28 protein-coding genes and 1 pseudogene are annotated in these 24,456 nt (G+C 64.6%); 10 read left to right on the top strand and 19 right to left on the bottom strand.

Going from position 1 to position 24,456, the window contains the following annotated elements; genetic code table 11:
* The first annotated feature begins 220 nt into the window (after positions 1-220).
* Positions 221-622: a nuclear transport factor 2 family protein gene (locus N415_RS21990; RefSeq protein ID WP_239645657.1), complete on the top strand. Its 402-nt coding sequence runs from the start codon at positions 221-223 to the stop codon at positions 620-622.
* 18 nt (positions 623-640) lie between these two features.
* Here the strand turns inward: N415_RS21990 and N415_RS21985 are convergent, their stop codons facing one another.
* The 8 genes from N415_RS21985 to N415_RS21950 all read right to left on the bottom strand — a co-directional run bounded on the left by N415_RS21985 (position 641) and on the right by N415_RS21950 (position 9,202).
* Positions 641-1,846 (bottom strand): FAD-dependent oxidoreductase, encoded by a 1,206-nt coding sequence (locus N415_RS21985; RefSeq protein ID WP_068186698.1) that lies wholly within the window; start codon positions 1,844-1,846, stop codon positions 641-643.
* Between the two features lie 71 nt (positions 1,847-1,917).
* Complete coding sequence (locus tag N415_RS21980; RefSeq protein WP_081665414.1) at positions 1,918-2,232, bottom strand: hypothetical protein; 315 nt, start codon at positions 2,230-2,232, stop codon at positions 1,918-1,920.
* 43 nt (positions 2,233-2,275) lie between these two features.
* Positions 2,276-5,035: a LuxR family transcriptional regulator gene (locus tag N415_RS21975; protein ID WP_068186696.1), complete on the bottom strand. Its 2,760-nt coding sequence runs from the start codon at positions 5,033-5,035 to the stop codon at positions 2,276-2,278.
* 120 nt (positions 5,036-5,155) lie between these two features.
* Positions 5,156-6,244: a GGDEF domain-containing protein gene (locus N415_RS21970; protein ID WP_068186694.1), complete on the bottom strand. Its 1,089-nt coding sequence runs from the start codon at positions 6,242-6,244 to the stop codon at positions 5,156-5,158.
* 255 nt (positions 6,245-6,499) lie between these two features.
* Positions 6,500-6,976: an SRPBCC family protein gene (locus N415_RS21965; protein ID WP_068106024.1), complete on the bottom strand. Its 477-nt coding sequence runs from the start codon at positions 6,974-6,976 to the stop codon at positions 6,500-6,502.
* The gene (locus N415_RS21960) at positions 6,973-7,671 is read right to left on the bottom strand and encodes a DUF899 family protein (protein ID WP_068186692.1); all 699 of its coding nucleotides are present in this window, start codon (positions 7,669-7,671) and stop codon (positions 6,973-6,975) included. The genes N415_RS21965 and N415_RS21960 overlap by 4 nt, the downstream gene beginning before the upstream one ends.
* Positions 7,672-7,798: 127 nt before the next feature.
* Complete coding sequence (locus tag N415_RS21955) at positions 7,799-8,644, bottom strand: alpha/beta hydrolase (RefSeq protein ID WP_068186690.1); 846 nt, start codon at positions 8,642-8,644, stop codon at positions 7,799-7,801.
* A gap of 108 nt (positions 8,645-8,752) precedes the next feature.
* Complete coding sequence (locus tag N415_RS21950; protein WP_068186702.1) at positions 8,753-9,202, bottom strand: nuclear transport factor 2 family protein; 450 nt, start codon at positions 9,200-9,202, stop codon at positions 8,753-8,755.
* 102 nt (positions 9,203-9,304) lie between these two features.
* Between N415_RS21950 and N415_RS21945 the strand changes: the two genes are divergently transcribed.
* The 3 genes and pseudogenes from N415_RS21945 to N415_RS30935 form a co-directional block, all read left to right on the top strand.
* Complete coding sequence (locus N415_RS21945) at positions 9,305-9,697, top strand: hypothetical protein (protein ID WP_068186687.1); 393 nt, start codon at positions 9,305-9,307, stop codon at positions 9,695-9,697.
* A 159-nt stretch (positions 9,698-9,856) separates the two neighbouring features.
* A complete protein-coding gene (locus tag N415_RS21940) occupies positions 9,857-10,090 on the top strand; it encodes a hypothetical protein (RefSeq protein WP_068106003.1) in 234 nt (77 codons plus the stop codon).
* Positions 10,080-10,382: pseudogene (locus N415_RS30935) on the top strand (type II toxin-antitoxin system PemK/MazF family toxin); the annotation flags it as partial. The gene N415_RS21940 and the pseudogene N415_RS30935, both read left to right, overlap by 11 nt.
* 55 nt (positions 10,383-10,437) lie before the next feature.
* Here the strand turns inward: N415_RS30935 and N415_RS21935 are convergent.
* Complete coding sequence (locus N415_RS21935; protein ID WP_068186686.1) at positions 10,438-11,286, bottom strand: isocitrate lyase/phosphoenolpyruvate mutase family protein; 849 nt, start codon at positions 11,284-11,286, stop codon at positions 10,438-10,440.
* A 107-nt stretch (positions 11,287-11,393) separates the two neighbouring features.
* Here N415_RS21935 and N415_RS21930 point away from each other — a divergent pair, with 107 nt between their 5' ends.
* A complete protein-coding gene (locus tag N415_RS21930; RefSeq protein ID WP_068186685.1) occupies positions 11,394-11,624 on the top strand; it encodes a DUF167 domain-containing protein in 231 nt (76 codons plus the stop codon).
* A 79-nt stretch (positions 11,625-11,703) separates the two neighbouring features.
* On the opposite strand, the gene N415_RS21925 is transcribed toward N415_RS21930, so the two are convergent.
* The 7 genes from N415_RS21925 to N415_RS21895 all read right to left on the bottom strand — a co-directional run bounded on the left by N415_RS21925 (position 11,704) and on the right by N415_RS21895 (position 17,231).
* Complete coding sequence (locus tag N415_RS21925) at positions 11,704-11,907, bottom strand: cold-shock protein (protein ID WP_068105991.1); 204 nt, start codon at positions 11,905-11,907, stop codon at positions 11,704-11,706.
* A 110-nt stretch (positions 11,908-12,017) separates the two neighbouring features.
* Complete coding sequence (locus tag N415_RS21920) at positions 12,018-12,572, bottom strand: FKBP-type peptidyl-prolyl cis-trans isomerase (protein WP_068186683.1); 555 nt, start codon at positions 12,570-12,572, stop codon at positions 12,018-12,020.
* Positions 12,573-12,625: 53 nt separating this feature from the next.
* Positions 12,626-13,021 (bottom strand): DUF393 domain-containing protein, encoded by a 396-nt coding sequence (locus N415_RS21915; protein WP_068186681.1) that lies wholly within the window; start codon positions 13,019-13,021, stop codon positions 12,626-12,628.
* Between the two features lie 260 nt (positions 13,022-13,281).
* Positions 13,282-14,475, bottom strand: a complete 1,194-nt coding sequence (locus N415_RS21910) for a serine hydrolase (protein WP_068186679.1) — start codon at positions 14,473-14,475, stop codon at positions 13,282-13,284.
* Entirely contained in the window at positions 14,472-15,953 is a 1,482-nt protein-coding gene (locus N415_RS21905; protein WP_068186677.1) for a biotin carboxylase, read from the bottom strand. The genes N415_RS21910 and N415_RS21905 overlap by 4 nt, the downstream gene beginning before the upstream one ends.
* 215 nt (positions 15,954-16,168) lie before the next feature.
* Positions 16,169-16,579: a hypothetical protein gene (locus N415_RS21900; protein ID WP_068186675.1), complete on the bottom strand. Its 411-nt coding sequence runs from the start codon at positions 16,577-16,579 to the stop codon at positions 16,169-16,171.
* Positions 16,580-16,730: 151 nt separating this feature from the next.
* Complete coding sequence (locus tag N415_RS21895) at positions 16,731-17,231, bottom strand: hypothetical protein (protein ID WP_152531515.1); 501 nt, start codon at positions 17,229-17,231, stop codon at positions 16,731-16,733.
* 40 nt (positions 17,232-17,271) lie between these two features.
* On the opposite strand from N415_RS21895, the gene N415_RS21890 reads away from it, so the two are divergent.
* The 5 genes from N415_RS21890 to N415_RS21875 all read left to right on the top strand — a co-directional run bounded on the left by N415_RS21890 (position 17,272) and on the right by N415_RS21875 (position 21,939).
* The gene (locus tag N415_RS21890; RefSeq protein ID WP_152531514.1) at positions 17,272-18,336 is read left to right on the top strand and encodes a hypothetical protein; all 1,065 of its coding nucleotides are present in this window, start codon (positions 17,272-17,274) and stop codon (positions 18,334-18,336) included.
* Positions 18,314-18,964: a hypothetical protein gene (locus N415_RS21885; protein ID WP_152531513.1), complete on the top strand. Its 651-nt coding sequence runs from the start codon at positions 18,314-18,316 to the stop codon at positions 18,962-18,964. The genes N415_RS21890 and N415_RS21885 overlap by 23 nt, the downstream gene beginning before the upstream one ends.
* 532 nt (positions 18,965-19,496) lie before the next feature.
* Positions 19,497-20,390, top strand: a complete 894-nt coding sequence (locus N415_RS21880; protein WP_239645655.1) for a GGDEF domain-containing protein — start codon at positions 19,497-19,499, stop codon at positions 20,388-20,390.
* A 161-nt stretch (positions 20,391-20,551) separates the two neighbouring features.
* Positions 20,552-21,331: an alpha/beta fold hydrolase gene (locus N415_RS30930; RefSeq protein WP_081665412.1), complete on the top strand. Its 780-nt coding sequence runs from the start codon at positions 20,552-20,554 to the stop codon at positions 21,329-21,331.
* Between the two features lie 371 nt (positions 21,332-21,702).
* Positions 21,703-21,939: a hypothetical protein gene (locus N415_RS21875; RefSeq protein ID WP_068186666.1), complete on the top strand. Its 237-nt coding sequence runs from the start codon at positions 21,703-21,705 to the stop codon at positions 21,937-21,939.
* 22 nt (positions 21,940-21,961) lie between these two features.
* Here the strand turns inward: N415_RS21875 and N415_RS21870 are convergent, their stop codons facing one another.
* From N415_RS21870 to N415_RS31990, 3 genes are all read right to left on the bottom strand, one after another.
* On the bottom strand, positions 21,962-22,780 hold the full coding sequence (locus tag N415_RS21870) for an alpha/beta hydrolase (RefSeq protein ID WP_068186664.1): 819 nt from the start codon (positions 22,778-22,780) through the stop codon (positions 21,962-21,964).
* A gap of 112 nt (positions 22,781-22,892) precedes the next feature.
* Positions 22,893-23,459 (bottom strand): dihydrofolate reductase family protein, encoded by a 567-nt coding sequence (locus tag N415_RS21865; protein ID WP_068186662.1) that lies wholly within the window; start codon positions 23,457-23,459, stop codon positions 22,893-22,895.
* Positions 23,460-23,641: 182 nt separating this feature from the next.
* On the bottom strand, positions 23,642-24,456 hold an 815-nt coding region (locus N415_RS31990; protein WP_161630336.1), incomplete at its 5' end, for an MFS transporter.

The raw sequence follows: 24,456 nt of genomic DNA, 5'->3' as shown, positions 1-24,456 counted from the left end.
CACCCCCAGAACTCAAGCCTCAAAATCCGTCCATAACCCCCACATTCGGCGCGGCAATCGGCCGAGCGCCGGCCTGCAACGTCGCGCCGGGTCTTTACCCGACCCGATCGAGCGGATAGCGTGGTTGGCCTGACATTAAATCAACCAGTTTATTTAGCCGTCATGCGAGTTAGGAAAGACCATGCCTCAGGCCGTTGCGAAAAACGAGAACGAACAGCTCGTGCTCGACTTCCTGCATGCGGCGTACGGCGAGCGCATGGACGTGGATGCGATGACCGCGTTGATGGCGGACGACTTCGTTTGGCAGCTTCATGTTCCTCTCTCACCGGTGGTCGTGGGGCGCGACGCCGCCCGCGCGGAGCTGGAAAAACACAGCAGCCTCTCGACCGGGATGATCGAGGGGAGCGAGATTCGCACCGTCGTGTCGAACGCGGACACGGTGGTGGTCGAACGGGTCGACGTGAATGCGATGAACGGTGTCGCGGTCACGTTCAACGTCACCGCCCTCTTCGAGGTCCGCGACGGCGCGATCACCCACTGGCGCGAGTATTGGGACACCAGCCACGTCGCTCAGCAACTCGGCATCGACCCGGCGCACATGTTCGCCCCGCTCGCCGGCTGAACGATCGACTGCAATGGACTAGGACGCGTGTACGTCCGGGGTGCGCACGTGCTCGGGGCGGAAGCCGCGTCCGACGATGATCGGCGGGATGAACTGCAAGGGCCCACGACCGATGAAGCTGGGAATCTTGATCGGGGAGAGGTCGCCGGTCAAATTGGGTTCGACGGCCCGGTTCTGGATGAAGACCTGGCCGGCCTGGATGATTCGCGTGGGTAGCTCGCGGCGGCGCTGAACCTTCGCGAGATCCGCATCGGTCAACCGGTTTTCGCGAAGTGGGGCGCACAGAATATTCGCCGCGGCGACCGCATCGGCGACCGCGAGGTTGATGCCGACCCCACCAGCGGGAGACATGGCGTGCGCGGCGTCGCCGATGCAGAGCAGGCCGGTGCGCCACCAGGTCTCGAGCCGGTCCACCCGGACGTCGAGGTGGCTGGTGTCCTCCCACGAGTGCAGGTCGTTGACGTGTTCGCGCAGCTGCGGTCGCGCTTTGACCAGTCGCTCTTTGAACGCCTCCAGCGAACCGTCGCGCGGGTCGGTTCCCTTGGGCATGAGATGGGCGACCTGCCAGTAGTCCCCCCGGTAGATCATGGCCATCAGCAGGCCCCTACGGGCGATTCCGAAGAGCTCTTGGGGGTCGCCGGGACGCCATTTCAGCCGGAACCACAAGACGTCCATCGGCGAGTGCGCGGCGGCGAGGCTCAGGCCCGCGGCCTCCCGCACGGCGGACTTGCGTCCGTCCGCGCCGACCACCAGTTCGGCGTGGACCTCAAGTTCCGGCGTGCGCACCCCGACGACCCGGTCGCCGTCGAAGATGAGCTCCTTGACCTCGGCGTTGCGGATCAACGTGAATTCCGGGTACGCGCGTGCCTTTTCGGCCAGGAAGTCGAGGAAATCCCACTGCGGCATCAGCGCGATGTACGGCTGGTTGAATCCCAGCCGTTTGAGCGCGCTGAAGTTACCGAAGGTGCGAAGCGTCCCGTCGGCGTCGAAGGCAACACGGGTGATCTTGGTGTGGGGCAAGCGCAAGAACTCGTCGACGAACCCCAGCTCGTCCATGATCCGAAGGGTGGTGGGGTGCACGGTGTCGCCGCGGAAGTCGCGCAAGAAGTCGTTGTGTTTCTCCAAGACGACAACCTGGACGCCGGCACGTGCGAGCAGAAGAGCGTGAACGAGTCCGGCGGGACCGCCGCCGGCTACACAGACCTGGGTTCGCAGAGCGGCCATGCGCTGACCCTACCCGGGGGCGCAGGGCGTATTGCTAAAGCTGACGAGCAGTTTCGCAGCGCGGCGAGTCCCTAAGCCTCACTCGGCGATCGAAAATCCTGCCCTTGCCACCAGCCGACGGCGGCACTGATCCGTTCCGGGGGAGCACCGGCGTCGGCGCAGATTTCCGCGACAACCTCTGCAGAATCGGCGGCAAACACGCCGAACGCGTAGTCGTCCGCGGGAACGGCCACCGCCATGAGCAATCGGATCAGTCCACCGCGGGCCGACATTGCCGCGGCGTGGTCGTTGAGGCGTTGAGCGGTTTCGCCGATCCAGTGCGCGGGCGCGCGGGGGCCATACCACTCGACAAGAAATGAGTGTGTTCCCGCGTCGATGCTCGCCACCCCGGCCACGCTATAGCTGATGGCGGCCGCTTACATCAGGGGTTTACCTACTCATATCCGATTCTGATCTCCAGACTTGGAGGGCTTGGTACAGCTCCGCACGCGAGCGGATGTTGAGCTTGCGGTAGGCGCGACTGAGGTTGACCTCCACAGTCTTGGTGCTGACGAACAGCGCGGCGGCAATGTCGCGGTTGATCATGCCTGAGGCGGCCAGCTCGGCAACACGCTCTTCGGTCGCGGTCAACCCCTGCTCGCGCCGCCTGCCCGAGCCACCGCGCGCCAATTCCGCTTCGGCGCGCCCGGCCCACACCGTGGTACCGAGCTGCTGGAACGTCCGGAGGGCCTCGCGCAGGGTCGGAGTCGCGTCGCGGCGCCGCTGGCGACGTTGCAGCTGACCGAGCAACAGCTGGGTGCGGGCGCGCTCGAACGGCATCGCCAGGCGTTCGTGCTCGGCCATGGCGAGCTCCGCCGTGGCGGTGGCTGCCTTCACATCGCCGAGCCTGGCCTGCAGCATGGCCCGACTGCGCGCGCCGGTGGCCAGCATCCATGGGCGATCAAGCCGGCGACCGTTGCGCTCGAGCGCATCGATCAGCGGCTCGGCGTCGTCGAAGCGGCCCACACCGATCATCGCCTCAACGGCGTCGGGGACGAACGTGGCTTGGACGATTTCGGTGGCATTTGTACCCGGATCCAGCCGGGAAAGCAGCGGCCGAACCGCATCGATGGCCGCCTGGTAGTTGCCCAGAGACACTTCGAGAAATCCCAGCGCGGTAAAAGCCCATTCCCGCAGTCGGAACGAGTTGGCACGTTCAAACCCCGCGAGCCCCGCGGCGGCATCGCTTCGAGCCAGTTGCTCATTCCCGCAGTAGGCCGCAACCACGGCCCGGCTCGTCACTGCCGCAGCCAGAGGAACGTCGCCACCGAGTTGGCCTGCACGTTCGACCGACTCCTCGGCGATCGTCGCCGCCTCGTCGAGGCGACCTCGCCAAATGCTGTTGAGTACGGCGTTGAAGTCGATAAAGCTCAGCGCTGCCTCATCGCCGCGTTCGACGCATGTGCGACGCAGTCGCAGCAGTCCATTTCGCGCCTCGGCGTGCCGGCCGCTCCAGTCCAGTAGCAGCGCACGTTGCGCGCTGGGCCGAAACGGAATCGGGATGCTGACGTCGCCGCCCTCTAATTCCACTGCCCGCCGCAGACTTTCGTCGTCAATGCCGGCGCCGGTGAGGAAGCGCATCATGATCCGCATCCCTAATGCTTGCCCGAGCAGTGGTGTATCGGCCAGTCGTGTCGCCGCAGCGACCGCTTGCTCTGCGCGCTCGACAGCCGCCTGCAACTGGTCGCCATTGAACAACGCATAGGACAGCATGACCAAGATGGTTGATTGGAGCGCGTCGTGATCGGCCGCGTCAACCAATGCGCGTTCCAGCAGCGCGGCCGCCTCGGCGAAATCGTCGTTGACCAGCCTGACCAACCCAAGCATGTTCAATGCGTTTGCGCGCAACGGCCCGGGGCCACATTGCTCGATCGTGTTCTCCAGCATGAGACGGGCCCGTGTCGGATCGCTGGCTTCGAGATAACATAGGGCACAAAGGATTTGGCGTTCCACTGCATCAGCACCCAGGCCGAATGCGAGTTCTAGCAGTTCCGCGGCAGCCGCCGGTGCCCCTCTGTTGCGCGCGATCTCGGCGGCCGCGTCGAGGGCGGCCACCGTCGCTGGCTGTCCAGACGTGTCGGCCAGGGCGAGGTGGCGGGCGCGCAACTCGGGCTCGGCGACGAGTTCGGCCAGGCGCGCGTGCATTTCGCGCCGCCGCTGCGGCGGCGCCGCGCTGTAAACCCCGTGCGCCAAAATCGGGTGGGTGAATCGCAGCTGGTGCCCATCGATTGCCACCACGGCTTCGTTCTCTGCTTCACCGAGCGACCGCACTACCTCTTCCGGCGTCGAGTCGGTGGCGCGAGCCACCACCGGGACCGACGGATCGGGAAGGCTGGCCATCGCAAGCAGCACATCTGGGGCACCAACCCGTCGAATCCTCGACCCGACTAGATCAGTGAGACTGCTTGGCAGACCCAATTCGAAGGCGCGGCCGTGGGCACCGAGTTCCCGGACCAGTTCCAACGCGAAAAAGGGATTCCCGCCGGAGATCTCATGAATACGCAACAACGTAGGGCGAGCCAGTGACCGCCCCAGCCGAGCAACCACGACGCGATGCAATTCTCCAATGGCCAACGGCTGCAGCCGGATTCGGCGCACCGCGTCCGGGCTTGGCAGCTGCAGGGCCGCCGCGACCCGCTCGGCACGGGTCGTGCACAGCAGGGCGGCGCCGGCCGGAAGCCGCCGCGCGGCATACGACACCACATTCGCGCTGGAGGTATCCATCCACTGCAGGTCGTCGACCGCGATCACCACCGGACTTTCGGTAGCGAGCCGGCCGATAACGGTCACAAATGCCGCCGCAACCGCCCGGGGATCGATGTTGTGGGCGTCCATGCGGCGCCGCAGCAGAGCGCCACCCAAGGCTTGCTGTTGCGGTGGCGGCAAGTCCGCCCAAATCGAGTCGTCGACATCGCCGAGCAGGTCGGCCAATACGGTGTAGGCCAGCACAGATTCGGCCGAAGCCGCGCGACAGCTCAACGTCCGGAAGCCACGCGCCGCGGCGAGGTCTACCGCGTCAAACCACAGCGTGGTCTTGCCGATACCCGGGTCACCCTCAATAACCAGAGCAACGGCCCCACGCGGCACACATTCGAGAAATTCTGTAACGACTCGTTCTTCAGCTCGCCGTCCGACGACCTGCTCCGCCATATCGAATCCCCACGCCCGGCCGCGCCCGTCGTCGCATGCACAAGTGTCTTAGACAGGCTAAGGCAGCGCGCGCCGTTTGGCGCAGGATCTAGTGTTCTCGCGGCAGTGGGGACTCTGTCGTCAGGACATCGCCGCCGGCGCGGGGGAGCGGTGGTGTCGAGCTTGGTTTCCGCCGCATCTCTTGGCTTCGTACATAGCGGTGTCGGCATCGGCGACCAGCTGGCGCAGCGCTTGTTCCACGTCGTCGCAGCCCACGTCGCGCAACGGCAGGGTGGCGGTCCCCACGCTGGCCGTCACCGAGGCGGGAATCGCCGCGACCGCATTGCAGAACTTGTGACCCCATCCCTGCGGGCGTTGTGTCGCGACGACGTCCGCGATCAAAAACTCTTCTCCGCCGACGCGGCCGACGACCGCGCTCTCTTGGCACGCGGCGGTTATCGCGCGGGCCGCCGCGACGAGCGCCTCGTCGCCCGCGGCGTGTCCTCTGCTGTCGTTGACCGCTTTGAAGTGGTCGAGGTCGACCATCGCCACGGCCAGGAACATGTGGTCGTGGCCGGCAAGCATGCGGCCGATGATGGCGCGATCGCAGGCGCGCCGATTCAGCAGACCGGTGAGCGGGTCCCGGTCGGCGCGCAACAGATCTACGCCCAGCGCCCGGACGACGATATGGATAGCGAAGGGCACGACCACGTTGAGTTCGAGCACCAGAAAGTAGCCAGTGAGGGCCAGCGTCGTCTCGCCAGCCGTGACCAGGCGAGCCACCTCGACACCGCCCGCCGCGCCGGCCAGCAAGAAATTCACGACCATATATCGGGCGGTGTGGAAAAACGCGAGGTATCCGCCCGACACGGCCAAGGCCGAGCATGCCATCAGCGCGACCATCGGCTGGGTCTGCGTCACGCAGCCGATCACGATGCTCGCGCTGCCCATCATCGCGAAAAAGATCGATTGCCGGCGCGTGGGCCAGCGTGTCAGCCAAAGCGCCGCCATGACTAGCCCGATCAATCCGGCCAGCACCGACACCGCCAGCGAAAGGCCCGGCAAATACGGGGGCACTCCCCACAGGACGTTTGCCGGCCACAAGGCCAACGATGCCGAAACCCCCGCCATGATGCGGCGGGTGGGGGTGCTCAGGCCGTGAGCCTGCAGGTAACCGGTCAGCCAGTCGAAGTGGTCAGGCCGTCTCCACGACGCCGCCAACCAACTCATTGCGAGCCTTCCCAACTTGCGCATTCACCGACCGACGTCGCTGAAGCCTGGCTTGGATTTCTACCAAAGTAAACCGGATGGCGCGAATTGGGGAGACCAATTCGGGAGTGCCGTTCTCGCGCAAATGCGCGCCCAAAACACCTGGTCTAACCGAAAACCGCGGAATTCGATCCTGTCGACTTCATTCGCTGCCCGTACCGGAAAATGGGTTTCTTCAACGCCGCTTTGACGTACCCGAGGGCTGCACGACGATTGTCAATTCGCGACGGATTTTTCCAGGGTCGCCAGCGACGCGGCGAGGTAGTCCTCGCCGAAGATCGGCATCTCGCCGACGCGCTCGCGGAAGTCCTGCGGCGTACCGCTCCAGTCGTAGGTGAGGGTGACATCGGTGCCGTCCCCGTTCGGTGCGAGGTCGTAGCGCCAGAACCAGCCGCCGGGATTGTGGTTACCCGCCTCGTCGAGCTGGCCCGGAATCCATCCGATCGCGCGGTCCTTGTCGAACACGTTCACCAGGTTGTAGACGACGTAGTGACCGCCGGCCTGGGTGAGGAACATGTTCATCGCGAACATCTGTCCCGTGCCGGTGATCGGTCCGGTGTCCACCGCGTCGCGGACCCAGTCGGTGGGTTCGGTGTTGCAGTGGCGGGCGGGGTCGGCAAGGACGGTGAAAATCTGGTCCGGCCTCGCGGCGATGGTGCGGGTGACGACGTAGCGTTCGGTGGTCGTGGTCATGCGTTGTCCTCGGGTCCATAGGCCGCGGCGATATCGGGGGAGTCGAGCCAACCCGAGTATGTCGGCCGGGAGGGCCAGCCTGCGGGCGAATCGAGCCATTCCTCCTGCCGGCCCCACGGCAAGACGTCGATCAGCCCGAACGAGTGGCTGAGTTGCTCGGTGCCCCGCCCGTTCGTGTGCCAGGTGCGGTACACGGTGTCGCCGTCGCGCAGGAACACGTTGACGCCGAAGCCCCCGCCGGGCGGGGCGTCCATGTCGGCGCCGAACGAGCTCTTCGCCGACGAATACCACTCCATCCGGTTACCGACCTTGCGCTTGTAGGCGAGTGCCTCCTCGATCGGTCCGTTGGTGACGATGACGAAGCGGGCGTCGTAATTGTCGAGGAACTCCAACCGGGTGAACTGCGACGTGAAGCCCGTGCACCCGCCGCACTGCCACTCCGCGCCGTCGGACCACATGTGGTGATAGACGATGAGCTGCGACCGGCCGTCGAACACGTCCACCAGGCGGACGGGCCCGTCGGCCCCGATCAGGGTGTAGTCAGGCAATTCGACCATCGGCAGCCGGCGCCGCTGGGCGGCGATCGCGTCGAGCTCCCGGGTGGCGGCCTTCTCACGCTTGCGCAGGGCGTCGAGCGCCGCGCGCCAGGTCTGCTGGTCGACGATTGGTGGTAGTGCCGTGTTGTTGGAGGGCATCGGACCAGACCTCTTTCGTTCGCGCTGTCGATTACTCCGTTCTCCTAGGTATGACTGGTGGCGCGCCCGGAATTCATCGCTGCCGATCGCGGGATTTACCCACGGAAGTCCGGCAGACGCCGGAGTGCTACGCGCTCACCGCGGTGATCGTCGCTATCGCGTCGATCACCGCATCCGGCTGATCAAGGGCGACAAACGTTTTCGCGTCGGGCACCTCGATCAGCTTCGCGTTGCTGAACAACTCGGCCAGGCGCCGGCCCAGGCCGGGGGTGAAGCAGCGGTCCCGCTGGCCCCACACCAGCGTGACGGGCTTGGTGAATCGGGGCAGGCGGGTGGCGACATCGGTCAGATCGAAGCGCGCCACGCTACGCGCCAACGCAGCCATGTCGCGGCGGATTCGTGAGTCCTTCAGGCAGGGCTGCAGCCAGGCGGCGGTGAGGTCCGGATCGGCCTTGCTGACGAGCAGGCCGAACCCTAACAGCGACTGTCGCACCGCGCGGAACCTCAGGGGTTGGGCCAGCGCCTTGATCGAGGCGGGGCCCCGTAGTGCCGCGAACGCGACGTCGAAGGGGAATGGCGGGCACTTGTCGAAGGCGTCGCAGTTGGTGAGCACCAGACGGCCAATTCGGTCCGGGTGAGCGTCGACGACCAGTTGGCATATTCCACCTCCGGTGTCGCTGCCGACCAGCGTCACATCGGAGAGGTCGAGGGCGACGAGCGCGTCGTTGACCATCTCGGCAACCCCGGGCAGCGACAGCGCGGTGGCGTCCTTGACCGGGATGGTGTGCGAGCCCAGCGGCCACGTCGGCACGATGCAGCGGAAACCTCGACGCGCCAGGCCGTCGGCGACATCGCGCCACAGTTGCCCGTCGACCAGGATGCCGTGGACGAACAGCACCGGCGGGTGCGGTGAATCCTGCGGTCCGAGTTCCTGGTATTCGATGTTGGCCTGGCGAAGTGCGAGCTGCGGCATGTCGGTTGTTCCTCCCTGAGCGTTCCGTCCCGACCCTTGTCCGTCATCGCACCTCAGGGCCGCTGCCAGGACCACCCGATGAACTGCCAACTACTGCCAATGTCCTCCTCAGGGCTCCAGGTTGAGTAGCCCGGCGCCCGTTGGCACATCCAAAGGAGCCGACACGTGGTCGTGGGCGATGAACCAGCGGCCATCGAGCTTCCGGAAGCACGTCGTCGCGCGGACCCAGAAGCCGGTGGTCGTCGGTCCGCTCTTCAACGCGCCGCTGAGCCGATTCAGGCTGTAAGCAAATGCCACGTCGTCGCCCACGGTGATGGTGAGGTCGCGAATCTCGTAACTGAGCGGGTGCTCGTATGCCGCGAAGACGCGTTCCCAGTTTCGCCGTTTTGCCTCCGTCCCCACGTGTTGTAGGGGCGGTTCGATGTCGAACGACACGACGTCCGGCGCATAGATCGACATCACGACTTCGAGATCCGCGGCGCGAATCGCGGCCGCCAGCTGGTCAGTTCGCTGTCGAATGTCGACCTCGTCATCCGAGTGTTCAGTAGCAAAGGTCACGGGATTCACGGTAGCCGCGCCGGAGCGGTGCCGGCTGCGGCCTTGACCTCGATAGCTCGGCTCGGTTCGATTGATGCATATGTCGACTGGGGGAGGCTCGAAATGAAGACGTGGATTACCCGTGCGGTGTCCGCCGCGGGCGTGGCGTTGGGGTCGATGGCGGCCGTGACCTTCGCGATGCCGGCGGTGAGTCGGGCCGACTGCGCGAACGGCGAGTGGTGGGACGCGAAGGCCAACGTCTGTCGACCGCTCGGGGCGCCGATCCCGCTGCAATGCGACGCAGGACAGTGGTGGGATCCGACGGCCGACACGTGCCGGCCGCTGGGCGTCGGGCCGCAACCCCTAGCGTGCGATGCCGGCCAGTGGTGGGATCCGACGGCTAACGTGTGCCGGCCGCTCGGTGTCGGTCCGCAGCCGCTGGCATGCGACAACGGTTGGTGGTGGGATCCGACCGCCAACGCGTGCCGGCCGCCGCTGGTGCCGCCGCCCGGCTGATCCCGCCCTTCGGGTTGGCTGCTGCCCACGCTCCTTCGGCACCCGTCAATATGGTGGCGATGGTGGCGCGCCCGCACCGGCGAGTCGTGACACGGCGGCTTCGCCGTCCGGCCGCCGGGGCGACGCTCGTGTCTTACATTTTGTATTACACTCGATTCTGTGGCTGACACGATCACCTTCCGCCCGGACGAGGATGCGTCCCGCGCGCTTGCCGTCTTGACCAGGGATGGCACACCAGTTTCTGCGGCTGTGCGGGCAGCGCTCATCGAGGCCGCGCGTCGGAAGGCCGCCGCGGCCGTGCGCGCCGAAGCCGAAGAGCTCGCCGCAGACGAGGCAGACCGCGCCGAGGCATTGCAGGTGCTGCGCGACATGGAGACCCTGCGTGCGTGGTGAGGTTTTCCGGCTTCATGCTCCTCGGCGGGGACGCGGACACGAGCAGGCCGGCTCGCGATACGCCGTCGTAGTTCAATCCGACCAACTGCCGTTGTCGACATTGCTAGTAGCCCCCACCTCCACATCCGCTCGGGCCGCAAGCTTTCGGCCCGAAGTCGAGATCGAGGGCCAAGTCACACGGGTGCTCGCCGAACAAACCGCGGCGGTCGATCCCGGTCGCCTCGGCAACAGCGTGGGTTATCTCAGCCTCGAAGAGTCGCGACGCGTTGACGCCGCTCTGCGAATCGTGCTCGGTCGATCTGTAGCGGCCCTGCCAGGGATTGACGAGATCGATTGGGCCGACGACGTCAGCGGTCGCCCACGTGGGGATCGATGAGAGCGTTGAACTCGGCCACGCTGTACACGCCATCGAGATAGTTGAACGACCCGCTGTCAAGCACCTCACGCGCGGCACGGACGACGGCGGTCAGCGCGGCGCGGCAAAACGAGGTGCCGATAGTCACCCTGCGCACCCCGAATTCCTTGAGGTCGGCGACGGTGAAACGGGCCGGCCCGATCCCGGCAACATAGTTGAGCGGCTTCGAAACGCTGCTGCACACGAGGCGAAGGGCCGCTTCGTCGGGAATGCCGGGCGCGTAAAGCACGTCGGCGCCGGCGGCTTCGAAGGCCTGAAGCCGTGACAGCGTGTCTTCGAGGTCGGGTCGGCCGCGGATGAAGTTCTCGCAGCGAGCCGTCAGGGTAAAGGGATACGGCAGCGACCGCGCGGCCTCCACGGCGGCCTGGATTCGTTCGATCGCCAGTTCGCGGTTGAAGATCGGGTCCTCAGGCCGGTACGTTGCGTCTTCGATTGAAGCTCCCGCCAGGCCGACCTCGCCCGCGAGACGCACCGTCTCTGCCACGGTCTCGGGCGACGCTCCGAAGCCGTTCTCCAAATCCGCGGTCACGGGCAACGAGGTCGCGTCGACGACGGTGCGCACATGCTCGAGGGTCTCGCTCCTGCCAACGGCGCCATCGCCATCGCGCCGACCCAATGAAAACGCCAGTCCCGCACTGGTAGTCGCCAGTCCCTGAAATCCGAGGTTGGCGAACAACCGTGCGGTGCCAACGTCCCAGGGGTTGGGCAGCACCAGCATCTCGTCGCCGTCGTGTAGCCGGCGGAACCGTTCGCCACGCTGGGCCAGACCTGCGCTGTCCATCCCGACCCCAATCTGTCGCTGCTCAAGAAATAGCAGCAGCCACCGACAACCGCGTGAACGTTCTCCGTGAGGCAACATACGAGTCCGCGCCGGTAGCCTTACGCAGCATGAACGACTCCGTCGTCGTCAAGGTCAAGCCCGGCAGCCGCAAGGGGCCCCTCGTCGAGGTCGGGCCCGACGGCGAGCTGACGATCCACGTCCGGGAGGCAGCGGTGGATGGCAAGGCCAACGAAGCGGTCATCCGCCTGCTGGCGGCGCACCTTCAATTGCCAAGAAGCCGAGTCGAATTGGTAGCGGGAACGACGTCACGGGTCAAGCGTTTTCGTGTCAGACGTTGAGCATTAGGTAAAGCCCCGAAAACTACAGTGGGCTGGTGCGGATTACCGCACCAGCCCACTGTCAGGTTTGTGAGTTCCCCTAGACGGCTGTGACTCCAACTGCCTGAGGACCTTTCGCTCCTTGCCCAACCTCGAACTGAACCCGCTGGTTCTCATCGAGGGTGCGGTAGCCGCTGCCCTGGATCTCCGAGTAGTGGACGAAGAGGTCCTTGTCACCTTCGTCGGGGGTGATGAAGCCGAAGCCCTTGTCCCCGTTGAACCATTTCACAGTTCCCTGTGCCATTTACTTACTTCTCTCATTCAAATGTGGATGTACCAAAAACATCCAAGCGACCAGGTTAGCACGCGCTGGTGCAGTTGTTGAAAATGATTCCGGCGCTGGAAAATCGGCGCTCAGCTCGAGGCGCTGAGGATCTTGATCGCGAAGACGAGTGTGTCGCCCGGCCGGATTCCCGCGCTGGGCTGACCGTTCGGGTACCCATCCGCGGAGGTCATTGCCACCGCGACGGTGGATCCCACCCTTTGTCCTGAGATGGCCTTTTGGAAGCCCGGCACGACGCCGCCAAGTGGAAAGTCGACGGGCGCGCCCCGTTCGTAGCTGCTGTCGAACACGGATCCGTCACGTCCGTTGACGCCCATGTAGCAGACGGAAACTTTGGCCGTGCCCGGAACCACCGGTCCATCGCCGGCGCGCAGCGTCTGCACCTGGGTCTGGCTCACGCTGAACGGCGTCGTCACGTTCACCCACGGAGCCGTCGTATCGGTGGATCCAGTGACCGCGACGCTGCCGGTGGTCCCGGTCAGCGTCCACTCGGGCGTGCCACCGTTCGGCGGTGCTGCGGTCGGGCACGAGCCGGCCGCGGTTGCCATGCCGGGTGCGGCGAACGGGAGGACGAGCGCTGCGACGCAAGCCGCGAGCGTGACAGAGGAGGACTTCACGGCCGTCACGCTACAGTCGCTTATCGCGTTCCCGACCGGTGGCCCACCGTTGGTTTCTTCAATCAGGATGCTTGAGGAGCAAGGCACTCCTCGGGTTGAGATTCGCACAACGGCGTGACTCCGCGGAATCGATACCGGTGTGCGGCCACCCAGCGGTAAACCGCCTCCTGCACCGAACGGATTCCCGGCACGCGGTAGATGCGTAGCGGCAATTGCGTTCCCAGCGCCGTCGATAGCGCCGCGTTCATCGCCTCCGCGCCGGCGAACACCGCGCCCGACGAATCCAGCCACCAGCTCGTTTCCGACAAGCGCTCCGATGCAACTCCCAGCCGCTCGGACACTCCTGGCTTCTGCATGGGCTCGGTTCGCAGCCGCCCGGTCCTGTCGAGCCGGAGGAGGCCGTTGCGCGCACGCGTGCACACCCCGCAGTTCCCATCGAAAATCAGAACGCCATCCATACTTTTGAGTGTGCCCCTCTGGCGTCGGGAGCGCGATGTACCGACCGTCACTGGCGACTCTTATCGACGCATAGTATGCTCACAGTAAATAGTGAACGCTCCCGTCTACAATATGCAGAACGAAGGCGCCATGTACACCGCACCATCGCCTTTTGACGACCCGACCGCGCCGATCGATGTTCAGACCCTGCGGGCGTGGTGGGAGCGCCAACGCCAGGAAAGCCAGCTCGTCAAGCGGCGGAGGCCGGCGCGGGTCACTTTTATTCGTCAGAGATAGCCGCGGTGGGGGACTCGGCCAGTTCGCCTGCCACCGCATCGAATGCACGCAACGTGTCCAGCATGTGCGGCTCGTGCGAGTGCGGCTGGGTGGATAGCTTGGCGGCAACTATCTCCGAAGCGCGGTTGACATAGATCATTTGACCGCACATGCCCAGGCACAGCGCGACGTTGCTGTCGGGGTAGGGCAGCCAGACTTGGTTGCGGTACATGCCACCGGGCAGCTCGGTGTCATCGGGGCTGGCGGCGAAAGCATCGCGCGAGTCGGGACCGCCGTCGAGGGTGTCGGCGATCCACGCCGCCGGCACCACTTGCTGGCCGGTCAACGAGGCGCCGTCGTGCAGGAGTAGCGACCCGAACCGGATCATGTCGGTGAGGCAGGCGTTCACGCCGCCGTCGAAGAATCCAGTTCCCGCCGCGTCGACGGCGATGGTGGCGTCGTATTGGGCGCCGATGCGGCTCCACAGCAGTTCGGACATCAGCTCCGGCATCCGCTGGGCGCCGGCGACTTCGCAGATCCAGCCGAGGACGTCGGTTTCGCACGAGCGGTACTGGAATGGCCCACCGTGAGCCGACTTCTGCCGCAAGGTGAGCAGGAACTCCTGCAGCGTGGCGGGTGCGTCCGGCCGAGTCCTGGGCGCCCAACCCATCGCCTGGTCGAGCAGGTGTATCTCCGCGGCCGGGTCGTCGTAGTTTTCGGAGAAGGCGATGCCCGACCTCATGTCCAGCAGGTCGCGCACCGTCGCGCCGGCGTAGCCGCAATTCGCCAGGGCCGGAATCAATCTCGTGACCGGCGAATCAAGATCGATCGCGCCGGCGCCATGCAGCGCGCCGACGACGGTTGCCACCAGCGACTTGCTCACCGAAAACAGCAGGTGCCTGGTCTCGGCCCGCATGCCGTCCCGATACTCCTCGGCGATCAGCGACCCGCGGTAGGCGACGGCCCAGCCGTCGGTGGCCGTGGCGGCCATCACCGCGCCGACGGTGGTGGACGTCCCGTTGGTGTTGGTCACCGCGATCTCGGCCAGGGGAGCGGGGGACGCCGCGATCGTGGCGACCGGTCCGGTCCCGCGCGAGATTCGCGCGGTCGGCACGAAGTCTTCGACGTGTTGGAACGACCAATGCGAGTAGGGGGGCTCCAGCCAGTTGTCGAGTGAGATGCCCGCCGGGCGGCTCACGCGCGTGCGACGAGCCGTGAGACGATCGGCGCGGCCGGAGTCAGGGGCGTCGAGACGAACTTCGCCTTCATGCCTTTGACCCAACGCTGGCAGCGCTCGCTGAGCTGATAGTCGTCCGTCTGCAGGTGTGAGCGAGTGACCAGCACGCCCAGCTGAGCGCCCTCGGAACGTAAGTCACCGGGCGCCGCGACCCGCATGTAGAAGGCCTCGGAGCCGTCGAGCAGCGTGGCCCAGTCGTTGGCGGTCCGCGAAAAGGAGACCCGGCCCTCGTCATCGATGCGCCAGACCCCGGTGCGCGGCGTCGCGGTGAAAATCTCGATATCCGGCGAGGTTTCGGTGAGTATCACCTGGCCCCAGACCTCGTCCTCGCCATAGCCGCGCTCCCAGCGCGAGTTGATCTCGTCGATGTCGAGCTCGTACTCCACGTCCATGTACTCGAGCAGGTGAAAGAGGAACAGCGGCATGTCGGCGTAGGCCTCGGTGGTCAGGTTCGTCATCGGGCTCGCACCGCTCAGGCGGGGGTTCACTTCGCCGAGGTAGAGCTCGTCGGAGTCGAGGTCATGCAAAAGGTCCACCTCGAAGTAGCCGAGGTAGCCCTCGCGGCGCATGACGTCGCCCAGCTTTGTCACCATTTCTCGGGCGGCGTGCGTCTGGGCGGGCGGCAGCACCTCGTGCCAGATGTCATTGCCACACCAGCTGCCCCGGCTCGGCGTCAGCTCCGAGTAACCGACGAGGCTCGTCATCGCGGGGCCGACCACGGTGCCGTGACGGGTGACGGCACCCTCCAGGCACACCTCGACGTTGCGAATCCGCTTCATGACCTTGAGGTCCTGCCCGACCAGGTCACCGGCGTGCTCGTCCCAGTCGCGCTGACCGTGCACAAAGAACGTCCCGCTGCCGGCGTTGCCATAAGCGATCGAGATGACGAGGTCGTCTCCCAAGCCGGCGTCTTGTGCGAGCGCCACCAATTCGTCGTACGAGCCGGCCCGACCGATTGTGTTGGGCACGCTCGGTACGCCCGCCTCGTCGGCCAGGCGCGTCATGACGATCTTGGAGCCCAGGCGATTGCGCAGCTCGATCGGCGGATGCATGACCTCGAGACCCGCCGACCGCGCGAGGGCCTGGATCTCCTCGTTCATCATCACAAAGCAGCACTTGCCTCCGGGACCTTTACCCGCGATGAACTCGAGCGTCTCGGGATCGGACAGCAAATGGCTGCACACCTCGTCCATGGAGTCGAAATCACGACGGTCGCGCCGGCGCGGGACGAACACGCGCGAGTGCGTGCCCTCGAACGAGTCAAAGTAGGTCAGGTAGAAGAAGTTTCGTATCCAGCGGTCCACGCCCAACAGGTTGAAGGGGGTGGGGGAGATGAAGAAGAGCGGCGTCTTGTTGGTGTGGAAAAACGCACGTATGTCCGAGAGGCCGTTCAGCTTGCGGCGCGGCTGCGGCTCAGTTGCCATGTTCACGCCACCCATTCTGACGTGTGCGCCGGGGACTGGCGCAAGGACAGAGGCGCTGCGGTCAGCGCGAGCGTGCTGAGATGCCAATCCTCCATTGCACAAGTGTGCGTCAGACCCACGATCGCGTGAAAGTGTGGAGCGCCTGAGCGCGGCCAAAAGCAGGATCTACAGGTAAAGACGCATAGTCGATCCGGCGGATTCTCCCCACCGTGTGGGAGCCCAAAACTCTGCTAGTAGACGGTATCCGTTGTGATATCCGGGCCGTTGTCACAGTGCACATTGACATTCCATGTCGTGTTCAACTTGACACCCGGGAACCACAGCTGCGCCGTTCCGTTGGGTTCCAGAATGAAGTTGCGAGGTCCGGGTGGAATGCCGGGGCCGACTATGGGAAACGCGTTGTAGGTGCAGTGGCCGAAAGTCTGGCCGTCGGACGCGACAAACACCGTTGTGCCCAAGTAGTCGGCGTTGTTCCAGATAGAGCCGCCCGCATGCGCAGTTCCCGCACTCACAAACAGCATTGCCGGTACCGCCAAGGTGGCGATAGCCGCACCCAGTGCGGCGGTGATGGGTTCTTTGTGGTTCTTGATGGTGGTCATGATGGCCTCTTGGTTCTGGTTGGTGCTTTGCAGTGGCTGCATCCGAATGCTCCTGCCGACGACCAAGGCGCCGACAGAGTAGTCACCTACTCGACTTGGCGTCGGTCGAGCCGGATCCCGCGCCGTCTGCAAAATCATCGACTTCGAGGCGGCGTCGAGTCGGCGCCACGTCCAAAGCCGAGTAGCCAACTACTCAAGACGCTCGGCGCGAAAAGCGGAATGCTGCGGTCATACGCCACCGGCAGGGCATGGGCCGGCTGAGACTCGTAGGGATGGGTTCGGCCGCCCGGTACATCGGTGCCGAGAGGAGTTGAGCCACGATGAGCCGGCCATTTCGTGTTCGTTCTCGTTGCGGCGCAGCGGTGATGCTGGCGTTAGGACTTGGGGTCGTGCTCACGGCGCTTGGTCGGGTGGTGCCGGCTCTCGCCGACCCGCCAACCGCGACGACGACGGCCACCACGACAACCATGCGGGCACCGGTGACGACCACCAACTCGGTGGTGACAACCACGACCAACTCGGTGGTGACAACCACGACCAACTCGGTGGCGACAACCACGACTGCTAGCTCGGCGCCGACCACCACCACGTCAGCCTTGACGCCATCGACCACTTCCACGACGACGGTCCGCTCGTCGCCGAGCCTGGCGGCCAGCGACACAAGCACGGCAGTACGTCCGAAACCACTCGTCACGACCACACTTTCGGCCGCGGTGTCCTCGACACCGTCGCCTGTGATCCAGACCGCAGTGCCTCAGACCTTGACCGCGAATCTGACAGGCGTGCAATTAGCGCGGGCCGCCAGTCAGACCTGGCAGGATCCAGCATCCCCAACCGAAGGCGACGCTCGCCTCTTGAACCTGGCCCGCAATCGGTCGAATAACGATGTGCTGCACTTGGATCCGGGCTTGATTACCTACGACAACTTCTCCAGGCCGATCATCATCAATCCGTTCGGAGCGGCCCTTCACATCTTTTGGCAGCTCGCCGGGGGCGCCATCCGGGAAATAGTGATTCCGGCGTTGGGCCAAATTATTACCGAGATCTCCCAAGCCGGGCCCAATCCCGTCATCGCGATCCTGCCCGGCGAAACGGGAGAACCCGACAAAGTCACCGCGGCCGTTATCAACGGCGGTGGCCGCGATCCCGGGCCCGACCAGCTGCCCCCGCCCCCTCCGCCAGCGCCGACGGAGGTCCCGAACACCTGCGTCGCCGTGCGCTACACCAATGCGCAGTACCAGCCCTTCATCGTCAGCAAGATCGTCGATCTGGGCAACGACCAACAGTACGGCGAGCACAAGGTCCTGCTGGACGGCGTGACGCCGGCATGGGGGGAGTGGACCCAAAGCCCCGACTGCGGGCCACAATTCGAGGTGCACAAGACCCAGTCACTGCCTGGCGTGGATGAACCCAAACAGGTGCCCTTAGCGGGCGGCTACCCGATGCACCCAACCAGTCCTTCGAGCTCGTCAGAGTCTGGTTTCCTCGTCGTGCTTGCCGCGTTGATCATCGCGGCGTTGATCCTGGGCGCCGTTCTCGCAGCCATCACGCGGACCATGAAGAAGCCGTCGCCCAATCCGGACGAATTGCCCGAAGACGACTCTGGCGGGCAAACACAACACCCCCACATCGACACTCGCGTGCGGGCCGACGCACGTCCCGGCGACCCGCCGGTTATCACGACGCGCGACGCACCCGTCCGTGGTGGAGTCATGCACGCCATACGACTCGAGGCCCATTCCGACCCTGGCACCGCGACCATGAGAGAGGTGGATCATGACGTCAGCCGCATTGGATGAGATGCAATCCGTACGGGACCTCCTGTTCGGCGGAGCACCCGACAAACCGACTGACATTCTCGCCGCGTCGCTGCGCGAGCGCCACACAGTCAACCGCTTCGTGAAAGGACTGCCTCGGCTAGCGGCGGTAGTCGAGCGCGAGGTCGCCGCAGAGGTGAGCGGCTTGCTGTCGCAGGACCTGCTGGATCTGCTGAGCGCCGGGTGGAGCCGGTACAAAGCACTCACGGACGCGGCGCGCCGCACCCGCGCCGAGCCGCAGAAGCAGGAGGTCGTGACGATGGCGACACACCAGATCGCGTCGAGCCACCATCCGACAGTCGAATTGTTCATCGACGGCAAGTCAGTCGGCACAATCGAAGTGGACCTGGACGTCACCTTCGACATAGCCGAGGTGCTCGCCGTGGTTCGCGAAGGCCGGCTGACCGAGATCCGGTCCGGGAACTGCAAAGTCAGCGGAGCACTCAAGGTGGAGGGAGTCGTCGTGGCCGAGCGCGAGCACAAGTTCGACCTGCCCGGCGCGGTCCGGCTGGGCCATGGCGTCGCTCTGGTTGTACCCGCGACGACCGCTGCACCCCGAGAGCAGAGTGCCGTCAGCAAGGGCCAATCGCCTGCCACGCCGGCGGCATAGGACCCACTCGACTCGGCATTACGGCGATTTAGCGTCCAGCGCGCCATACGGTGCAGTCTTGATCAAACGGATCTGGAAGAGTGCCCGGTCTGCTGTCGTGAAAGTGTCCAGCAGCCGTCGACGACAAACGCTCGAATAAACATCGCTTGGCGAGGAGTCCCAATAGCGGTGTCCAGTACAGATCGCGGGCCATACCTTGTAATATCGGTCGCTGTTGTTTGCTGCTCTGCGTTTGATTAGCGGCGGCATTCTCGGGACGGTCGAGGAGGCGTCTCTACAGATGGCTTCGCTGGCCGAGTCCAGAAGTTTCGCGGTGTTTCGCGGTCTAGTCGGTGAATGGTGGAACTCGCCGGTCGACTACGCCGCGCAGGTGCAGTACTTCGCCAAACGGTCGATGGCAGAGGCCATCCGGGTAATGATCGGGGTGGGTAACGGGCTGACGGTCGTGACTGCCCTGGCGATTCTTCTGCCCTGGGCCGGCCCGGATCGTCTCGCATCTCGGGTCGTCGTGGCATCGTTCGCGGTCCTGGTGATGTTCTGGGTGATCCGGTGGTGTTTTCGACCATGGCCGACGTTGCCGGTGTCGCGCGCGTTCGTCATCTCCTGCGACATCGGCATCGCCGCGCTGGCGTTGTACGAACCGACGTGGCTCGCGGGCCTGTACGGGTTCAACGCGTTTACGCAACTCTCGGTCTATCTGCTGTTCTTCGACGGACCGAGATTCCTTGCGCTGCATACCCTGTGGATATTCGCGTCAACGGCGGTGTTTGCCGTGCGGGCGGCTGCGGACGCGCACTTTGACGGTTTGGTCTTCGCCGCCAGCATCCTCGCCGTGACGACACCAGTCCTTGCCGCACCGGTGGGAATCCAGTTCGGGATCCGGACGCTACGCAATGACGCCAACGAGTCGGTCACCGATCCGCTGACCGGTCTACTCAACAGGCGGGGACTGCACCTTCACTTCGCCGAGTTGTTGATCGACCATCATCCCTCGGGCAGGCACCTGGCCGTGATGGTCGCCGACCTCGACCGCTTTAAAAACATCAACGACACCTTCGGCCATCCGATCGGCGATGACGTCTTGATCCGAACTGCCCGGCAGATCGAATCCGCTGTGCGCGGCAGCGCATTAGTGGCCCGCGTCGGGGGAGAAGAATTCGTCGTCATCGAGGTCAGCGATCCCGGCCACATAGAACAAACTGCTGAACGAGTCAGGTGTGCGGTCGCCGAACCGGCCGATCACGCTCAAGTCACCGCCAGCATCGGCGTCACTCATGTCGAACTCGGCTTCTTCACCGCACCAGAGGCCGACCCGATGGCCCTTCTCGACGCCGTCCTTAGTCGAGCCGACCAAGCGATGCTCGATGCGAAACGTAAGGGCGGCAACATCACCGTCTCCACAACGCCTGTCGATCAAGGCAATTGAGTCATCGGGCCGTAAGCGGCACGGTCGCGCGTCGGCGTTGACCCCTAGCGGTCGTCAAGAGACGCGACCCACAGCGAGTAGAATCACGATCGTTACCATAACGTACCCCATCCTATGGGCCTACGAACCGCGGGATTGTCTGTGAACAGAAGGAGTAGTTGATGCAAGGTAGCCGAGCGGAACTAGGGGTCAACGGTATTCGCGTAGAAACCTATGGCGAGCCATCATCTAGACCACCGCTTCTATTCGTGCATGGTGGCTGCCAAGGAAGTTGGGCGTGGCACAAGATCGCGCCTGAGTTGGCGAGTGACGGTTGGTACTCAGTATGTCTTAATTGGTTCGGGCACAACGGTTCGGCGACCTTGCACCCAGGCCTGGCGCTGAAACGCTCGATCCTCGACGTGACAGCCGAGATCGCTGAAGTCGCCGATTTTCTGGGCAAAGTTCCAGTCGTGATCGGGCACAGCATGGGTGGCCTAGCTAGTCTCACCTTCGCTACTATCCGGCCTGTAGCTGCCTTGGTGTTGCTTGTTCCCGTTGTTCCGGCTGGATTTGCCGCTGACCCGATCAGTCTCGAGGTCGACCCGAACGCGATGTGGATCCCGCCCGCGCAGATGATGGACCACGCATGGTGGGGAGAGGCCAGTGCTGAGGAGGCCCAGCACTATAGCTCGCTAGTCTGCCCAGAATCACCGCAAGCAGTTATGGAAGCGACGCGCTGGCTGTGCGAAGTGGAAACACGCCAACTGCGCGTGCCTGCGCTGGTATTCGCAGCGGAGAACGACGTGCTTGTGCCTCCGCAAGCGGTAAATGCGCTAGCCAAAGCCATTGAAGCCGATTTCGTCGAATTGCGAAATACCGGCCACGGGGTACCACTGAATCCTGTTTGGGCCCAAGTAACTACGCAAATTAACGAATGGCTTGAGATGAACTGCACATAGGAAATACATATCGACACGAACTTCATTGGTACGGTGAATCATTGTCCGCCATGACCGCTCGCAAGCTCGCACGAGACGATCGGGTACCCCAAGCAACGCGGCCAACGTGCCGAATCCGTAGTAGACCGCACCGCTCAAATGCCCCAAGTGGCTGCCGCGGTTTCGAGCGGACTTCGGTCTCCCGCTGTCTCCAGGCTGACCCAGTCCAGGTGCCGCCGAGCGTGGTTGGCACGCAACAAACCTGTGCTGTGACCGTTAGGGATCGTTACCGCGATCGTGATTTTCACACTCGTATCTTGGATATACGAGAGAAGGCTGATGCCTTCGACCCACACCACGCCTGTCGGCGTCCGCAAGCCTGGGGGGCTGATATGACCACCGCAATCGCCGCGCACGACCCGGTCGAGGAATGCGCGGCCCAGGGACATGACGATCTCCGTTCGGCGGTCGCAAGACTCAACTCGAATGCCTACGGCGATCTCGTCGAATTCAAGCCGCGCTGGCGACTCACCGAAGAAGAGATCGTCCGCGCGGCGATCACGGTGATCTTGGTGGCGCTCGTGGTGGTGATCTGCGTCGCGTGCGGCGCGATCGTGACCATGGGTTAGCACCCGGCCCGACGCAACCTGATCAGGACGCGATGAAAGCGAGCAGATCTGGGTTGAGGACGTCCGCGTGCGTTGTCAGCATCCCGTGGGGGTAGCCGGCGTAGGTCTTCAACGCGCCGTCCTGGAGTAAGTCGACCGCTCGGGGCACCGAGCTGGTGAACGGAACGATCTGATCGTCGTCGCCGTGCATCACCAGGACGGGAACGGTGATGGTGCGCAGATCCTCGGTGTAGTCCTGCAGCCAGGAAAGCACGGTCTCATAGTGCGCCTGGGCGCTGCCGGACATGCCCTGTCGCCACCAGTTCGCGATCACCGCCTCGGACGGCTCCACCCCCGATCGGTTGAATCCGTAGAACGGACCCTCCGGCACCGCGCGGTAGAACTCCGATCGATTTCCCAAGACACCCGCTCGCACCGCGTCGAACCACTCTTGGGGTTGCCCGCCCGGATTGTCCTCTGTCCGAACCATATTCGGCGTCGGGGAAGAGACCAGTATCGCCTTGGCGACCCGCTCCCGGTGGCGCGCCACATAGCGGGCCACCTCAGCGCCGCCGGTGGAGTGCCCAATGTGCACGGCCTCGGGCAGGTCGAGCTGCTCGGTCAACGCGGCCAGGTCGGCCACCCAGTGCTCGATGTCATTGCCCGTCCCGACCTGATCTGATCGGCCATGCCCGCGCCGGTCGTGAGCGATCACCCGATAACCGTGGTGCAGGAAGAACATCATCTGCGCGTCCCAGTCGTCGGCCGTCAGCGGCCAGCCATGACTGAAAACGATCGGCTGCCCAGAGCCCCAGTCCTTGTAGAAGATCTCGACACCGTCCGACGTGGTGATGGTAGGCACAGTCGTCCCCTCGCAGTGACCTGTCGCGGGCGCTCGCCGCGATCGAATGACAGTCAACCGCAAGTCACAAGTTTTTTCCTGCGGGCCTTGCGGCGGTTACGTGCACGTCCGGTCACCCTCGTTTCGCCTCGTAGCGCAGCAGGACCGTGCCGCCCGGGAAAGTGCGGTTCTCCAACAGTCGCAGCGAGATCCATGACGGCAGTGCCGGGAAGAACGGGGTGCCGCCGCCCACGGCGGTGGGCGCGACCACGATCCGGTATTCGTCGACCAGTCCGGCCCGCACGATCGGTGCGGCCAACGTCGCGCCGGCCACTTCCAGCCTGCCGTCGATCTCGGCTTTCAGCTTCGTTACCACCTCGACCGGGTCACCACGTTCCAGGCGAGAGTTCCAGTCGACGGACTCCAAGGTGCGCGAGAACACGACCTTGGGCATGTCCCGCCAGATGTGAGCGAAGTCGACGATCAGGGGCGTGGCGTCCGGGGACTTGTCGGCGGTCGGCCAGTACGCCGACATCAGCTCGTAGAGCCGCCGGCCGTAGAACGACAAGGCGGTCTCCCGCTCGAAGTCGTTCCAGTACTGGTGAAGTTCTTCGCTCGGATCGCTCCAGTCGATGTTGCCTTGTGCATCGGCGATGTACCCGTCCACCGACACGTTGAAGCCATAGATGAGTTTGCCCATACAAATCAGACTGCCCTGGAGGGCAAAACTGATCGCCAGTCAACCCGTCCATTGCGACACTCGACGGACGTAAGGCTTGGGCGGCACCGAAACCAGGGAAAGTCGTGATCACATTCCTCGGCGTCGGCGGCCATGCCCGATGCCGGATGCCTTCAAGGCGCCAACGGCAGAAGCCTGTTTCGTCAGGACATTTCGATGATTGGGCCGGTCAGCGAGCGCCCCGGAACCTCCACGGAGGCGGACACCTCGGAGCGGACGTGCGGCAGGGTGAGACTGATGACCACGGTCGCGGCAATGAAGGCGAGCGCCAGCCACCAGCCGAGGTCGAAGTCGCGCACCGAGGCGGTGGGCCCCAGGGCGGTCACCAGGATAGCCACTCCCAGCGCCGAGGCCACCTGGCGACCGGAGTTCACCAGCGCCGAACCCGTGGCGGCGCGTGCCGGCGGCAGGGCGGTCGCGCCGGCGGCCATGAGAGTGCTCAGCGTCAGTCCGACCCCGATTCCGCTGAGCAGCATGCTGGGTAGCAGATCGGTCACGTAATGTGGCGCGGCTCTGGCGAAGACGATTCGCCAAACTAGGGAGCCGGCGAACAGCGCGCTTCCGATCGCGGCCACCGGCCCGGGACCGATGCGGTGGACGAGCCGGGCGGACCCGAAGGTGACGAGCGGCACCAGGGCCGGGCTGGGCGCCATCGCGAGACCGGTGCGCAACACGCTGTAGTGCCAAATATTTTGACACCAAAGCGAGTTCGACAGAAGCATGATGGCGAAGGCGGCGCCGAAGCAGAAGAACGCAAGGTTGGCGATGGCGAAATTTCGGATCTTCAGCAGCGGCAGTTCGAGCAGCGGGTACGGGTGCCGCGCCGTCCGCCACAGGAACCCCGCCGTACCCAGTATGGCGAGCGCCACCAAAGCGACCGTGCCTGCCGAGACCCATCCCCAGATGGGCGCCTGCACCAGCGCACCGGTCAGGGCGGCTACCGCGACGATCAACAGGG

This window comes from Mycobacterium sp. UM_CSW (genome assembly GCF_000455205.1).
Taxonomy (GTDB): Bacteria; Actinomycetota; Actinomycetes; order Mycobacteriales; family Mycobacteriaceae; genus Mycobacterium.
The sequence above is the reverse complement of the archived record's forward strand: the minus strand, read 5'-3'. Positions and strand labels throughout refer to the sequence as shown.

Coding starts and splice junctions, on each gene's coding strand:
- N415_RS21985 (WP_068186698.1), bottom strand. CDS start 1,846: ATGGCCGCTCTGCGAACCCAGGTCTGTGTAGCCGGCGGCGGTCCCGCC.
- N415_RS21975 (WP_068186696.1), bottom strand. CDS start 5,035: ATGGCGGAGCAGGTCGTCGGACGGCGAGCTGAAGAACGAGTCGTTACA.
- N415_RS21970 (WP_068186694.1), bottom strand. CDS start 6,244: ATGAGTTGGTTGGCGGCGTCGTGGAGACGGCCTGACCACTTCGACTGG.
- N415_RS21965 (WP_068106024.1), bottom strand. CDS start 6,976: ATGACCACGACCACCGAACGCTACGTCGTCACCCGCACCATCGCCGCG.
- N415_RS21960 (WP_068186692.1), bottom strand. CDS start 7,671: ATGCCCTCCAACAACACGGCACTACCACCAATCGTCGACCAGCAGACC.
- N415_RS21955 (WP_068186690.1), bottom strand. CDS start 8,644: ATGCCGCAGCTCGCACTTCGCCAGGCCAACATCGAATACCAGGAACTC.
- N415_RS21945 (WP_068186687.1), top strand. CDS start 9,305: ATGAAGACGTGGATTACCCGTGCGGTGTCCGCCGCGGGCGTGGCGTTG.
- N415_RS21935 (WP_068186686.1), bottom strand. CDS start 11,286: ATGGACAGCGCAGGTCTGGCCCAGCGTGGCGAACGGTTCCGCCGGCTA.
- N415_RS21930 (WP_068186685.1), top strand. CDS start 11,394: ATGAACGACTCCGTCGTCGTCAAGGTCAAGCCCGGCAGCCGCAAGGGG.
- N415_RS21925 (WP_068105991.1), bottom strand. CDS start 11,907: ATGGCACAGGGAACTGTGAAATGGTTCAACGGGGACAAGGGCTTCGGC.
- N415_RS21915 (WP_068186681.1), bottom strand. CDS start 13,021: ATGGATGGCGTTCTGATTTTCGATGGGAACTGCGGGGTGTGCACGCGT.
- N415_RS21905 (WP_068186677.1), bottom strand. CDS start 15,953: ATGGGTGGCGTGAACATGGCAACTGAGCCGCAGCCGCGCCGCAAGCTG.
- N415_RS21900 (WP_068186675.1), bottom strand. CDS start 16,579: ATGCAGCCACTGCAAAGCACCAACCAGAACCAAGAGGCCATCATGACC.
- N415_RS21885 (WP_152531513.1), top strand. CDS start 18,314: ATGACGTCAGCCGCATTGGATGAGATGCAATCCGTACGGGACCTCCTG.
- N415_RS21880 (WP_239645655.1), top strand. CDS start 19,497: ATGTTCTGGGTGATCCGGTGGTGTTTTCGACCATGGCCGACGTTGCCG.
- N415_RS30930 (WP_081665412.1), top strand. CDS start 20,552: ATGCAAGGTAGCCGAGCGGAACTAGGGGTCAACGGTATTCGCGTAGAA.
- N415_RS21875 (WP_068186666.1), top strand. CDS start 21,703: ATGACCACCGCAATCGCCGCGCACGACCCGGTCGAGGAATGCGCGGCC.
- N415_RS21865 (WP_068186662.1), bottom strand. CDS start 23,459: ATGGGCAAACTCATCTATGGCTTCAACGTGTCGGTGGACGGGTACATC.